This window comes from Romboutsia hominis (genome assembly GCF_900002575.1).
GTDB lineage: Bacteria > Bacillota > Clostridia > Peptostreptococcales > Peptostreptococcaceae > Romboutsia_C > Romboutsia_C hominis.
On the sequence record NZ_LN650648.1, the window covers coordinates 1,861,698 to 1,875,175 of the forward strand.

At 26.9% G+C, this 13,478-nt stretch carries 16 protein-coding genes; 3 read left to right on the plus strand and 13 right to left on the minus strand.

All coding sequences use genetic code 11. The features are described 5' to 3' along the window. Positions 1 to 14: 14 nt before the first annotated feature. From FRIFI_RS08985 to murJ, 8 genes are all read right to left on the minus strand, one after another. Positions 15 to 755 (minus strand): HEAT repeat domain-containing protein, encoded by a 741-nt coding sequence (locus tag FRIFI_RS08985; RefSeq protein ID WP_166505659.1) that lies wholly within the window; start codon positions 753 to 755, stop codon positions 15 to 17. A gap of 202 nt (positions 756 to 957) precedes the next feature. Beyond that, positions 958 to 1,146, minus strand: a complete 189-nt coding sequence (locus FRIFI_RS08990) for a hypothetical protein (RefSeq protein ID WP_166505660.1) — start codon at positions 1,144 to 1,146, stop codon at positions 958 to 960. An 11-nt stretch (positions 1,147 to 1,157) separates the two neighbouring features. Continuing rightward, entirely contained in the window at positions 1,158 to 3,260 is a 2,103-nt protein-coding gene (locus tag FRIFI_RS08995; RefSeq protein ID WP_092925090.1) for a hypothetical protein, read from the minus strand. A gap of 12 nt (positions 3,261 to 3,272) precedes the next feature. Next, on the minus strand, positions 3,273 to 4,781 hold the full coding sequence (locus FRIFI_RS09000) for a CotH kinase family protein (protein WP_242871308.1): 1,509 nt from the start codon (positions 4,779 to 4,781) through the stop codon (positions 3,273 to 3,275). A 9-nt stretch (positions 4,782 to 4,790) separates the two neighbouring features. Beyond that, entirely contained in the window at positions 4,791 to 5,459 is a 669-nt protein-coding gene (locus FRIFI_RS09005; RefSeq protein WP_092925088.1) for a DUF4956 domain-containing protein, read from the minus strand. An 18-nt stretch (positions 5,460 to 5,477) separates the two neighbouring features. After that, positions 5,478 to 6,170 (minus strand): polyphosphate polymerase domain-containing protein, encoded by a 693-nt coding sequence (locus tag FRIFI_RS09010; RefSeq protein ID WP_092925086.1) that lies wholly within the window; start codon positions 6,168 to 6,170, stop codon positions 5,478 to 5,480. A gap of 140 nt (positions 6,171 to 6,310) precedes the next feature. Next, on the minus strand, positions 6,311 to 8,002 hold the full coding sequence (locus tag FRIFI_RS09015) for a phospho-sugar mutase (RefSeq protein ID WP_166505661.1): 1,692 nt from the start codon (positions 8,000 to 8,002) through the stop codon (positions 6,311 to 6,313). A gap of 175 nt (positions 8,003 to 8,177) precedes the next feature. Continuing rightward, entirely contained in the window at positions 8,178 to 9,725 is a 1,548-nt protein-coding gene (gene murJ, locus FRIFI_RS09020) for a murein biosynthesis integral membrane protein MurJ (RefSeq protein ID WP_166505662.1), read from the minus strand. Positions 9,726 to 9,946: 221 nt separating this feature from the next. On the opposite strand from murJ, the gene FRIFI_RS09025 reads away from it, so the two are divergent. Genes FRIFI_RS09025 through FRIFI_RS15475 form a run of 3 tightly spaced genes read left to right on the plus strand, consistent with a single transcriptional unit; the run spans position 9,947 to position 10,597 of the window. Then, on the plus strand, positions 9,947 to 10,171 hold the full coding sequence (locus FRIFI_RS09025; protein WP_166505663.1) for a DUF1659 domain-containing protein: 225 nt from the start codon (positions 9,947 to 9,949) through the stop codon (positions 10,169 to 10,171). Positions 10,172 to 10,210: 39 nt separating this feature from the next. After that, positions 10,211 to 10,438 (plus strand): DUF2922 domain-containing protein, encoded by a 228-nt coding sequence (locus tag FRIFI_RS09030; protein ID WP_166505664.1) that lies wholly within the window; start codon positions 10,211 to 10,213, stop codon positions 10,436 to 10,438. Positions 10,439 to 10,450: 12 nt separating this feature from the next. Beyond that, positions 10,451 to 10,597: a YvrJ family protein gene (locus FRIFI_RS15475; RefSeq protein ID WP_166505665.1), complete on the plus strand. Its 147-nt coding sequence runs from the start codon at positions 10,451 to 10,453 to the stop codon at positions 10,595 to 10,597. Positions 10,598 to 10,634: 37 nt separating this feature from the next. Here the strand turns inward: FRIFI_RS15475 and FRIFI_RS09040 are convergent, their stop codons facing one another. The 5 genes from FRIFI_RS09040 to FRIFI_RS09060 form a co-directional block, all read right to left on the minus strand. Beyond that, the gene (locus FRIFI_RS09040; protein WP_166505666.1) at positions 10,635 to 11,093 is read right to left on the minus strand and encodes a VanZ family protein; all 459 of its coding nucleotides are present in this window, start codon (positions 11,091 to 11,093) and stop codon (positions 10,635 to 10,637) included. Between the two features lie 112 nt (positions 11,094 to 11,205). Next, positions 11,206 to 11,454: a Mor transcription activator family protein gene (locus tag FRIFI_RS09045; protein ID WP_166505667.1), complete on the minus strand. Its 249-nt coding sequence runs from the start codon at positions 11,452 to 11,454 to the stop codon at positions 11,206 to 11,208. Between the two features lie 19 nt (positions 11,455 to 11,473). Then, positions 11,474 to 12,103, minus strand: a complete 630-nt coding sequence (locus tag FRIFI_RS09050; RefSeq protein WP_166505668.1) for an N-acetylmuramoyl-L-alanine amidase — start codon at positions 12,101 to 12,103, stop codon at positions 11,474 to 11,476. Positions 12,104 to 12,133: 30 nt separating this feature from the next. Next, entirely contained in the window at positions 12,134 to 12,916 is a 783-nt protein-coding gene (locus FRIFI_RS09055; protein ID WP_242977242.1) for an ATP-binding protein, read from the minus strand. Continuing rightward, entirely contained in the window at positions 12,798 to 13,466 is a 669-nt protein-coding gene (locus FRIFI_RS09060) for a hypothetical protein (protein ID WP_166505669.1), read from the minus strand. The genes FRIFI_RS09055 and FRIFI_RS09060 overlap by 119 nt, the downstream gene beginning before the upstream one ends. Between the last annotated feature and the right edge of the window lie 12 nt (positions 13,467 to 13,478).

A 13,478-nucleotide genomic window follows, 5' to 3' on the forward strand; every position in this document is an offset into this window, starting at 1 on the left:
TCCAATAATTATCTCTAACATGAGTACACAACATCTCCTATCTCTTCTAAATATTTTTCATAAGATATTTTATCTTTTACAAACATAGCATAAAAAAGTATATCTCTTGAATATTTGTCTTCTTGTTTTATTATTCTTTCTTCTATATAGTCTTTGTCAAATCCAAGAAGAGACATGGCTGAGTTGTACCTTACATACCAATTTTTATCGGTTATTGTTTTAAGTAGTATCTCTATACTTTCTTCGCTATTATAATTTCCAAGAGTGCTTGCACACACAGTTCTATACTCCCAATCTTTACTATTTATTATATCTATTATAATTTGCTTCGCTTCTTTGTATTTAACTACTGCAAAATATTTTATTATACTTATCTTAACTTCTTTATGAGTATTTTCGCTTTTTAGCATGTTAAGTAAATCTAATTTTACATAATCTATCTTATTGTTTTTAAAGTGCTCTATTATAACCTTTTGAACTTCATAGTTAAGCTCATTAAACATTTTAATTAAATTTTTATTTAGTAGATTTTTGTTTCCACAAAACATATTAATTATATCTATAAACATTTTATTATTTACATATTTTCCATTATCTGATATATACCTTATAAAATTTATTAAATAATCTAAGTTTCCTATTTTAGATACACTCTTTAGAGCTAATGTTCTTAATTGAGTTGAATTTGTATTTAGACAATTATATAAAAAGTCTTTTATCTCTATATTAGATAATTTATATTCACCAAGCAACATAACATAATAAGATTTTATAATATCATCCTTTCTCTTACATGCCTTTATTTCATTTATTATAATATCCTCAAAGTTTTTTGTGTAAATCTTTGTGTATTTATGATTATTGTAGTCTTTATTAAATTCAAATAAGGCATTATGAAAGGAGTCTTTGTATCTTCTCTTTTTAATTTTATTTCTTACATACTCAATATTTATTTTGTTATATTTTTTTATTTTTTATATCTTCAAGCTGTTTTAATATTTCTTTTTTAAAAGTGTTATCTAAGTCTTGAACTTTCCTTTTGTGCCTTTTGTTATACATATCATTTACTATCATATAAATAACTGAACAAGAAATTATATATGTAAAAAAGGCTAACACTATATATATTATTGTTATATTTTTCATATCTCCCCCATTTAATTAGAGATTTTTGTTAATTCTTTTTGCAATATATAATAAGATTCTTTTAATCTTTCATGATAATTTGGCATTAACCAAGTATCTAGTTTAAAGCTTTCACTTTTTAGTCTAACTTTTTTATATTCACTATTTAAAGTCATACCTATTTTAATGTCTTTTATTTTTATTGGTTTAATCTTGTATACCTCATAAAAATCATCTTGTATTTGTCTAGTTGATGGATCCATAAAATTAATAATCCCCCAAGGTATTCTTATTTCTACATAATCCTTGCCAACATAAAAGTCAGAAGCTGAGTTATAATCTAAGCTATTTGGATTACTATTTCCATAAACTAATTTACCTGTTTCATGTATTATAGCTTCTTCTTCACCATTTGATGTGTTATACATTTTAGGCCTTACCTCTATATAGATTGGTGAAAAGACATCCATATCTTTTTTGTGATTTATAAGATCTGGTCTTTTTTGATTATCTTTTTTATTAAGATAAAAATTAAATCTATTATAATATTCATGTACATAAATAGCACTATTATCTATATCATTTATATGTATTATAAAATCAACATTATCTTCAAAATTCAGCATAAACTGTGAGCTTTTTTTAACACCTGATTTAGGAGTTGTATCTAAGTCTATATAAATATCATCTTTTGATAAGTCTATATCTTTTGATAATTTTGCCATAAGATATAAATACTTTTCATCACTTTTAGCATATAAACTCATATCTTTATTTTTGCTTACAATGTCTTTTTCACTCCACTCATCTATACTATCATCTACATAACTTACACTTTTACCACTTCCTGGGTCAAATGCCATAAGACCAAAACTTTGGCTATAAGTTTGTGCATCACTCCAATAAGCTGATCGGTCTAATATTTTACTATCTGCTGTATTTGCTGAAGACCTACTCCAACTATCTTGAAATTCAAATAAAAAGCTTCCTGCACATCCTGAACTTTTTATAGCCCTATATAAGGATACTAAAGCATTTCCTTGTTCTTTTTCATCTATATATTTAATTTTATCAGAGTTCATATTAAAATCTCCACCAGTTCTAGATGATGGTATCCCATATTCCCCTATAACAACTGGTATTTTATGATTATTATTTAACTTTTTAAAATAATAATCCATCTTATCTACATATTCTTTTACTTCGTTGTAAGACGGATATATATTATAAGTTGCAAATAATCCTGTTTTTAATTTGCTTTTAGATTTTATATTTTCAGGGTTAAAATAATAATTTTGATTTTTTATTCTATCATCTTTTTCTATAAAAGTATTTTTTACAGGATTTTTTTGACCGCTGACTATATTATATGAAGATGAACCTATATAACTTATAAGACTTTGCTTTTTATAACTTTCTAGTTCATAGTCTAATAAATAATCTCCCATACTAGCCATATAAGATTCAAAAGATGATGCTTTATCATTTGTATATAAATATTTGCCATTATACTTTTCTTTCTCATTCATAATTTCATTATATATTATGTCATGCTTTGCAAACTCTATGCCTAGCGTATATCCTATAACATAATCTGAAACATCAGTATTGTAAAACTGTACTATATCTGGCTTATTATAGTTGTATGGATTACCATGTACTGAATCTACTATAAGCTTTATATTTGTTATAAATCCATCGTTTAAGTTACTACTTTGTGGATTTTCTCCATCCTTTAAATATTTTTCATCAAAGTATATTCCTTGCATTAAATATATTGGACTTTCTCTATTTTTATTGAATTTATCAAGTGCATTATAAAAATTATGACTCATAAGATTAGATACTTTTATGCAATTTGCTCCCATATTGTAGATATTACTTATCCATCTTAAATAATCATCTTCTGATACTAAATTATCACTTGGAAATGTTCCTGGTTTAGCTGAGTTTAAATTAACTCCTACTATATCTAGTTTTTCCCATTTTCCATTCTTTGCTATATATATTTCCTTTTCTTTAACTTTAGTGAAATATGTATCATTTTGTCCTACTAATTGATTAGTAGCTATTGAACTTATAAGATTATATATAAGTACAAATGCTATTATACAAATAAGTAAAAATTTCTTCATATCAATCTCCTACTAACTCGCCCATTTAGATAAGCTATCTATGTTTTCATCCATCCACTTGCCTCTATTTTTTATAAAATTTTTCATTAAATTTATTTCTTCTTCATAAGAATTTGCTTTTCCTGTAGTGTCTTCTAACAAATCTTTATTATTACCTAAGAATTTATTAAATGCATCTTCTCCATTACCATATTTTTGTATTATATTCCAATACATTCCAAAAACATCAGATTGATTACTTAGTTCAAATGACCATTTATCAAAGTTCCGTTTTACTGAAGTACCTAGGTAATTCTTAGTTTTATCTATAAGATTTATAAGATATTCATCACTAAGATAGTTTTTTCTTAATTCTTTATATCTACTTACAACTTTATTAGCAAATGCTCTATCCTCCATAAGTCTATCAAACCAATACCTTTGCAACATAAAAAATCCTTCATACTCAAAAGCTCTACTATCTTTATTTACTTCGTTATTTCCAAGTGATCTATTAAAATCCCATATAGGACCTGCTTTCATTTTTTCATTATAATCCTTATACATATATGTACTAAATATACCTGCATCAGTATTTAAGAAGAACTCATTAATAATATAAAAGTCTACAAAAGAATCTACATCTATATACTTTCTATATCCATTTTTAGGGTCATTAAATTTATCTGAATATAGTATTCTTTCAAACTCACTAATATATTTGTTGATATAATTATATTTGCCTGGTGTTAAATCTTTTTTAGGATATTCAATATTTAACGCATAGTCATATAAATGAGTTTCATATCCATAATTTCCAATTACAATATTATCTTCTTTATTTCTGTCCCTACTTATTATAAAACTAGTTTCATCGGTATTATCATGAGTTTTAACTATATCAACCCTGTCTTCTCCTCGTTTTATCTTTTCTATTAATAAATACACTCCCTTGTAGTGCTTTTTTTGTATAGTACTACTTCCATCATCTATAACAAAAACTTCACAAAACCTCACATCAGGTGCATACTCCATAATATTACTACCTACAGTATATGCTATATAATTTCTCATAAGAGACTTATCAGCAAAAGGACCATTTAATACCCAATCTGAATCCTTATCCATACCTAGCATTTTTTTATCTTTTTCATTTCCTTTTTTGTTTACAAGCTTTAGACTATACTGCTTTTTAGGAAAATATTTTGTTGTATTTCCTCTTATATTAATCATTGCACTACTTTCTAAACTTGGATTATCATTTAAATAATTATTTTCTTTATCTGAATTGTAAACTTGAATATTTGAAACTGTCTTTTCTTTATTAGATATGGATTTTCCATTAGTATCTATTACTATTAAAGGAAGGTTAAAACCATAATCCCCATAAGTATTTTGATATATTTTTTCATATTCTTTTGATCTATTCTCTTTGTATTTATAACTTGCTACTTCTTTAGCTTCTTTTAAATATGATGCTCCAATTAGTGATATAAAAATAAAACTAAGTGCCATAAATGCTTTAAATATATCTTTTTTCATTCATATCACCTATCCTATTGTTTCTCCATTTTGAGCAACTAAATTAACTGCACTAACACCTTCTATCTTGTATAAATTGTCTAATATATTTTTGTCATTACTATTTTTAAACTTTATTTGATAAATTATCTCTATATTATTTCCTACAGAGTTTTTAGCCCTTAACTGACTTCCTTTAAATGAGTCAAATACACATCTCATTATTTCTTCTTCTCTTTCTCTTTCACCTCTTATAATAAGAATGTATCTTTCTTCTTTGCCAATTCCACTAAAGCTAAACATAGAAAGTACTATAAATAAAAATAACGACCCAACTATAGCTATCATATAGTTTTGACTTCCTACACTAAGGCCTATAGCTATACACCAAAATATATATCCTGTATCTCTTGGATCTTTTATAGCTGTTCTAAAACGAACTATAGATAATGCCCCAACCATACCAAGTGATAATGCTATATCACTACCAATTACTATCATTACCATAGTAGTAACTAGTGTCAGCATTACAAGTGATACATTAAACTTTCTATTATACATTACTCCACTAAATGTTATTTTATATGTCCAAAATATAACCATTGAAAGTATAAATGCCATACTCATCATTTCAATAGCACTGAATAGATTTATATTTCCGCTAGGTGCTGTTAAGTATTTATATAATGTTTCTTTCATATTTCTCTCCCTTATTACTTAAAATATATAATTTTCATAAAACTTTCTAGAACTACAATACTTACTTAAAGACTGATTTGTAGTATATAAATTAGATAAAGCCTGTGATATCCAACAAAATAATTCTCCATCAAATTTAACTTCAAGTAGTGCATTATAATAGTTGACTATAGGATTCATAATAATATCATCATTAAACATATCAAAATCAAATTCATTACTTCTTATATCACTATCTAATGTAACTCTTATATTATTTTCTTCATGTATATATGCTTTTCTATTATAATCAACTAAAACTACTGGTCTATATTGCCCTATTGTCATAATGTTGTATGCTGATTTTGCAGTTTCATTATTATATTTTAATAAAACACTATAATCTTTATTAATAAGTCTAATGGCATCCTCTCTACTTATTGTAACAGTCTCTTTTCTTTGGTTTATATTCATTTTTCTTTTTATTTCAAGCTTGACTTTCTCTGTTTTAGTGTCATATATTCTAAGTCTAATCTTTTTTCTAACTTCTTCTCCATTAATCTTAGAATAATAATCACAATTGTCTATGCTATCAAAATAAAGACTTCTTATTTTATATCCAAAACAATTATTATTTTTATCTTCTTTAAGGACATCTTTAAACAAATTGTCTACCTTATAATAATCCACTTCACTAATTGGATATTTTAGCTCTCTTCTATTTACTATCAAATTTTCACCTCCCGATTTTTATTTTATATATAAATGATTTTAGATTAAATTTTTTATCCAATTAATTTTATACCTTAATTATAATATTGTAAACTAATAAAAAAAGGATATATAAAAATATATCCTTAAAAACATATATATTAAACTAATTTTTCTAAAACAATATCTACAAATGCTCTTATACCGTCGACATTTTTAATAGCATCACTTTCAGTATTACCCTTAGTAGCTATATAAAACTTTAACTTAGGCTCAGTACCAGATGGTCTAATAGCAAGCCAAGATCCATCTTCTAAGAAGTACTTAACTACATTAGCACTTGGAAGATTATCTATTCCTTTTAAATAATCTTTAAAATCAATAACTTTAGAGTTGTTTATTTCATTTATATCATTTTCTCTAAAGTATGTCATTATATCCTTAATTTTTGCTATACCTTCTATACCTTTTAAAGTTAAAGATTTAGTTTCTTCTTTAAAGTATCCATACTTTTCATAAAGCTTAATTAATCCTTCGTATAAACTCATATTTTTAGAAGCATAATAAACTGCCATCTCTGCTATTAAAAGTGATGTAACAACAGCATCCTTGTCTCTAGCATGAGTCCCTACTAAATATCCATAGCTTTCTTCATATCCAAATAAGTATGAATTAGACTTAGTCTCTTCAAATGACTTTATCTTCTCTCCTATAAACTTAAATCCTGTAAGTACATTTAAAACATCTATATTGTTATCTTTAGCAATATCTGCACCAAATTCAGATGTAACTATAGTCTTTATAAGTACTGGATTTTCTTCTAGTCTATTAGCTTCCTTTCTTCCTTCTATTATGTAGTTTGTAAGCATTCCACCAATTTGGTTTCCTGTAAGCATTTGATAATCACCGCTTACAGTCTTAACAGCAACACCAACTCTATCACAATCAGGATCAGTAGCTATTACTAAATCAGCTCCTACTTCTTTAGCTAAGTTAATTCCTCTAACTAATGCTTTTTTATCTTCTGGATTAGGATACTCTATACCAGAAAAATTAGGGTCTGGATTTTCTTCTTCACTAACTACTATTACATTTTCAAATCCAATTTCTTTTAAAGCTCTTCTTATAGGAACATTTCCTGTTCCACAAAGTGGAGTGTATACTATTTTAAAGTCTTTTCCAAACTTATCTATTAAATCTTTTCTTATAACTTGAGTTTTTACAGCTTCTATAAAATCAGTATCTTCTTTTTCATCAAGCTTAATAACTAAATCTTTATTTTCATCAGTAAGTGTTGGTATAGTACTATAATCTACTATAGAGTTTATTTCATCAGTTATAGCACTTGCAATATGGGGCATAACTTGTGCTCCATCTTCCCAGTATACTTTGTATCCATTATATTCTGGTGGATTGTGACTAGCAGTTATAACAACACCTGCTATAGCATTTAAATTTCTAACTGCAAAAGATAATTCTGGTGTAGTTCTTAAAGAATCAAATATATAAGCTTTTATACCACAAGCTGCTAGAGTATTTGCTGTTTCTATACAAAATTCTCTAGACATATGTCTATTATCATGTGCTATAACAACACCTCTGTCTTTTTCACTGTTTGCATTTTTTAATATGTAATTAGCAAGTCCAAAAGTAGCTCTTCTTACTGTATATATATTAATTCTGTTACTACCAGCAGCTATAACTCCTCTAAGCCCAGCAGTACCAAACTCTAAATCCGTATAAAATCTATCTTCTATTTCTTTTTCATCATTTATGCTTAGTAATTCTTGTCTAGTTTTTTCATCAAAATATGGATTGTTTATCCACTCATTGTATTTTTCCTTGTAACTCATAAATACTCCTCCATGTGTTTGTATTTTTTGTATATAATTTAGTAATATGTTACATAATCGCTGAAATAATTTTATCATAAATTTATCACAAAATTTGTAAATATATATATTTTTTATAAAAAATATTATAAAAATAAAAAAAGAGAGCTTATGCTCTCTTTTTATTTAATGTATTTTATGCTCTATTTAATTTCTTCATAACCATCTTTTTAAGCATCTTAACTTCTCTAACTCTAAATTTACTAACAAGTACACCATAAACAATAGCACCTACTAATACAGATATACCTGTAGCTATAACCTCTTGTATAAATCCACTACCTAATATACCATTAGCGAATTTGTAGACAAAGTATGTTGCAACACCCATTACAACAGAAGCTATTAAAGATTTTACAAAAGTTCTTAATATTCTATCTTGTCCATAGTAGCTTATCTTTTTCTTTAATCCTCTAAATAATAATAATATACATATTATAGAAGAGAAACTAGTAGCAAGTGCTAGTCCACCAAGTCCAAATACTTGCATTAAAGTAACATCAAAGAATATATTAGCAATAACTGCTATTATACCATTTATCATAGGAGTTTTAGTGTCCTTTAATGAATAGTATACCTTACTTAATATATCTCTAAGTCCGTAAGCAATCATACCAACAGAATAACACATAAGAGCAATAGCTGTCATTTGAGTTGATTTTTCGTCAAAAGCTCCTCTTTCAAATAATATTCTAACTATAGGAGTAGCAAGTACTATTGCTCCAACAGTTATAGGTAATATTATTAAACTTACACAGTTTACACTCGTTGATACTGCTTCTGCAAATTTTCTCTGGTCATTAGTAGTAGATAGCTTTGCTAGTGTAGGATATATAACAGAACCTATAGTAGTTATAAATAATCCTAAAACAAAGAAATTAAGCTTATTAGCACTATTTAAAGCTGCTATAACCCCATCACCTAAGCTTGAAGCCAAACTTCTATCTGCCATAGCATTTACTTGGTTAACTGCAACCCCTATTAAAACAGGAAGTATTAGCCATATCATCTTTTTAAGATATCTATCTTTAAAATTGACAATAGGCTTAAATTTATACCCATGCTTTATAGCAAAAGGTACTTGGAATAAAAACTGTGAAGCCATACCAATAAGTGCCCCTATTGCTAATATATCAAAGTTTTCAGTAACTGCACCTATTATCATAGATATAATTATTATAATATTATTTGGAAGCTGTACCATACCTGGTATAGTGAAGTTTCCTTGTATTTGTAAGTAAGCTGTCATTATATTACTAAGACCTATAAATAAAACACCTACTATTATTATTCTTACAAATTCAACAGTTAGTGCTAATTTTTCACCATTAAAACTAATAGCAAATAATTTTACTATAGGCTCGGCAAATATATAACCAAATATACTTAAAATTATACTTATTATACTAACTATACATAATATATTGTTTGCAAAATTTTGCGCTCTTTTTTCTCCGCCATTTTCAAGTGCTTCTTGATATAGTGGTATAAATGTAGTAGAAAGTGCTACCCCAACAGCAGCAAACACCACAACAGGTATATTCATAGCTGTTATATATACATCACTATAAGCACTAGTTCCATAAAAATACATTAGGACTATATCTCTTGTAAATCCTAGTATCTTTGATAGCATAGTAACTACCATAAGCCAAAATGCCGATTTTGCTAAATTATTACTCATAAAATCCTCCATGAAGCTTATAATTATAAATTTTTTTCTGCCAATATTCCTAGTATACCATTAGATTAAATTTTTGAGAATAATTTTATTATATTTATATAAATATTACTATTTAAACATAATTTTTACACTTATGTGTTCCCTACATGTTAAAAATCTTAACTAATATATAAGTATAAGCAAAAGAAATTGCTTAAAAAATAAACAAGGAGGAAACAAAAATGGCAGTAACAGTAACTAAAAATCCATCAACATTAAGACTAAGATTTGACCTAGGGAGAGATGATGTAACAGGCAAAACAAAAATAAAAAGTAAATCATACTCAAATGTAGACCCAGATGCATTAGATGATGATGTATATGCTGTTGGTTCAGTAATATCATCACTTCAAAGTCACACATTATTAGAAGTAGCAAAAATTGATAATAATACATTATCAGAATAAAATTTGCTTTGCTTAAAATAAAATTATGGGGGGATAACTATGGAAATAACTAAAAAATTACTTATGTCTTTTAAGACAGTATCAGGAAAAAAAGTATCTATATCAGTAGATGAGCCAAGAGAAAACTTAACAGAACAAGAAATAAAAACTGCAATGACAACTATACTATCTAAAAACATATTTAAACCAGGCGGAGAAGATTTAGCATCTTTAGTTGAAGCAAAAGTCGTAGAAACTGGAACTACAGAATACGACTTAGTATTATAATAATTATTTATTATGGACTTTGATATACAAACACTAATATCTAATATTGGATTTCCTATCACTTTGTCAATGTATCTACTAATACGAATTGAAGGAAAACTACTAGGTCTTACTGATAGTATAAATGAATTGTCTAAAAATATAATAAATATGAAGTAATTCGCCAACCACCTTATCCGTTACTAAAAAGACCATACTAGCGTATGGTCTTTTTCTTATTTATAAACTTTGTAATTAATATAATTATCAATAAAAATATAATGGCTCCTGTAGAATCTACCAAAACATCTCTAAACTCACCACTTCTACCTGTAATAAAAGTTTGATGAAATTCATCACTACAGGCATATAAAAAAGTTATTATTAAAGATATAATACTAGTCTTATTAATAGATTTATAATTATCATATATACTCATAAATAAAAGAACTGAAAGTAATCCATATGAAAGCATATGAGCACTTTTTCTTACAACAAAAGAAGCCGTACCATTTGATATTAATACATCCATAACATCACCTAATACTGGTACTCCACTAAGTATATTTATAACACCATCTGATTGTACTGTTGATATATTAGCTGGTTGATTAGACATATAAAAAATTGTCCCCATCCATAATATAGCTAAAGCTAAAAATATCTTTTTTCTCATAATATTCACCTACAATTAAATAATAATTATAGGATATCATATATAAATAAAAAAAGGTACTTAAAATATAATATTAGAAAACTTATAAATTATTTTAAATACTCTACATTGGCTAACCTTCTAATATCCTCTTAATATGAGTAATGCTAAGACCATACTCATTAGCCAAATTTAAAATATTAACCCCATTATACTTTCTTAAAATCTCTCTATTTCTAATAAGCCTTAGATAACTAGAATACTTAGGAATATAAATATTAGTGCCACCATACATTCTAGAAATCTCTAAAAACTTATCCTCACCAACAATTCCAAGTAAAATCTCTAATCTCTCACAAACATCTTCATCTCTTAGCTTCATACACTACCTCCAAATTAAATTAACAGTATATAAAAGCGTCATCAAATCCCTTGTCCTTAGCCTCATTCAAACAATTAATAGCATTATCTTTTACCCTAAAACTACCAACACATACCCTATAAATCTCACTATCTTTTTTAATAATACCATCACAAATAGCTCTAGCCATCTTCTTATAATCATATTTTTTCATATCATCGTCATTATCTATAAAACAACACTCAATTAACACTGCATCACAAAGAGTGTTTCTAATAACATATAAATTGCTACCATCCTTAGCGCCCCTATTTTTAAAACCAATACTAGAAATACTTTCACAAATACTATTAGCCAATTTCTTTCCATTTTCATTGTTCTTATAATAAAAACATTCAACACCATAAGCTTTTTTATTAAAAGAATTAAAATGAATACTAATAAACAAATCACATTTGTTATTATTGCTAATGTCAACACACTCTTTTAAATAAGCTACATTAGAAGATGCATTATCAACTTTAGATAAAACCACTTCATAACCTCTATCCTTAAGTAAACTTATAAGCTCATTAGCAACATTTCTATTTTCAATACTTTCATTTTTAATCCCAATAGCACCACTACCAGCTCCCTTTAAGGTATGACCAACATTAACACATATTTTCATATACATCCCCCATTTATGTATTATAAATACCTATCCATTAATTCTATAATTTAACTCTCTTCTACAAAGCTCAACACTATAATCCCTACACATCTCTAGTATTCTACTTCCAATAGCCTCATCAATACCAATTAACTTTTCCTTGCTAAGTTCCGTACTAATAATCATAGGCTTATTATTAAAGTATCTATAATTTATAATCTCAAACATAATATTTACATCACTATCAGTAATACGCCCCTTAAACAAATCATCAATAAGTAGAACCTTAGCATTTTTGTATCTATTCATTACCCTATTATAATTTTCACTATCCATAATACTTTGCTTTATATTAACAATACTATCTCTGTAACTCATATACAAAACACCAACACCACTATTCATTAAGTAATTACTAATAGCCAAAGATAAATGAGTTTTTCCACTACCACTATTTCCCATAAACACTATAGAATTATGCCTACTATCACTAATATAATCAAAATCCTTAGCATAAGTCTTGGCTTTAACATAAGCATTTAAAACATCCCTACTTACACTATAATCAAAATTATCAAATATTTTTTTCCTAAACTCATCACTAATACCACTAATCTCAAGTATTCTCTCAGCTTCTCTTAACTTTCTACACTCACAAGCAGTAGCAGTATTCCCATCTAATATAAAAGTCATATCTCTGCATTTAATACACTTATAATCTTCTTGCAAATTCAAGTTCTTCTTCACTTGGCTTTTTAAAACTCTTTCCATTCTTATCTTTATACTCTCTGGAATATTTGCCATTTTTAATTGATTTATCACCATATCCATAAATACTTCCCCCAGCTAAATCATTTTCTATATTATTATTTTCTTTTTCTTTTTGTTTTTGTTTTTCTTTTTGTCCACGTATGGTGGTACGTGACGTTGACGTATCGTCAAAACATATATTTTCACTAGTGTTTAAATATTTTTCATAAAGACTTCTAACAGTTAAACTATTTATTTTTTGAAGAACAAACTCAATCATACTCTTATCTTCAACTTCTAATAGCTCCTTTTTAATACAATCAATCATAGGTTTCCCAAGCCTAGAAAAATTGTACTTTCCCCAATTTTTAATGCCAATCTCACGAGTATCTTCATTATACTTAATAGCACCATAAACATTAACAAACCTATCAATCATACAACTAATACTCTCAACAGAATACCCAAGCTCAAAAGCCATTTGCTTTTTACTAAGCCTATAAATCCCAATCTGAGTAGTGCTAGGATTAGTAAGTAAATACAACATAAATAATTTATCCTCAGGTGTCATTTCCTCCAACACCTTAGGATTTTTCCAAAATTCTACCCTAACATATCTATACAAAGCCATATATATACCTCT

Excerpts from the sequence above, each read along its gene's own strand:
- FRIFI_RS08995 (WP_092925090.1), bottom strand. The coding sequence starts at position 3,260 with ATGAAGAAATTTTTACTTATTTGTATAATAGCATTTGTACTTATATAT.
- FRIFI_RS09050 (WP_166505668.1), bottom strand. The coding sequence starts at position 12,103 with ATGAAAATATGTGTTAATGTTGGTCATACCTTAAAGGGAGCTGGTAGT.
- FRIFI_RS08990 (WP_166505660.1), bottom strand. The coding sequence starts at position 1,146 with ATGAAAAATATAACAATAATATATATAGTGTTAGCCTTTTTTACATAT.
- FRIFI_RS09060 (WP_166505669.1), bottom strand. The coding sequence starts at position 13,466 with ATGGCTTTGTATAGATATGTTAGGGTAGAATTTTGGAAAAATCCTAAG.
- FRIFI_RS15475 (WP_166505665.1), top strand. The coding sequence starts at position 10,451 with ATGGACTTTGATATACAAACACTAATATCTAATATTGGATTTCCTATC.
- FRIFI_RS09030 (WP_166505664.1), top strand. The coding sequence starts at position 10,211 with ATGGAAATAACTAAAAAATTACTTATGTCTTTTAAGACAGTATCAGGA.
- FRIFI_RS09005 (WP_092925088.1), bottom strand. The coding sequence starts at position 5,459 with ATGAAAGAAACATTATATAAATACTTAACAGCACCTAGCGGAAATATA.
- FRIFI_RS09045 (WP_166505667.1), bottom strand. The coding sequence starts at position 11,454 with ATGAAGCTAAGAGATGAAGATGTTTGTGAGAGATTAGAGATTTTACTT.
- murJ (WP_166505662.1), bottom strand. The coding sequence starts at position 9,725 with ATGAGTAATAATTTAGCAAAATCGGCATTTTGGCTTATGGTAGTTACT.
- FRIFI_RS09055 (WP_242977242.1), bottom strand. The coding sequence starts at position 12,916 with ATGGATATGGTGATAAATCAATTAAAAATGGCAAATATTCCAGAGAGT.
- FRIFI_RS09000 (WP_242871308.1), bottom strand. The coding sequence starts at position 4,781 with ATGAAAAAAGATATATTTAAAGCATTTATGGCACTTAGTTTTATTTTT.
- FRIFI_RS09040 (WP_166505666.1), bottom strand. The coding sequence starts at position 11,093 with ATGAGAAAAAAGATATTTTTAGCTTTAGCTATATTATGGATGGGGACA.
- FRIFI_RS08985 (WP_166505659.1), bottom strand. The coding sequence starts at position 755 with ATGTTGCTTGGTGAATATAAATTATCTAATATAGAGATAAAAGACTTT.
- FRIFI_RS09015 (WP_166505661.1), bottom strand. The coding sequence starts at position 8,002 with ATGAGTTACAAGGAAAAATACAATGAGTGGATAAACAATCCATATTTT.
- FRIFI_RS09025 (WP_166505663.1), top strand. The coding sequence starts at position 9,947 with ATGGCAGTAACAGTAACTAAAAATCCATCAACATTAAGACTAAGATTT.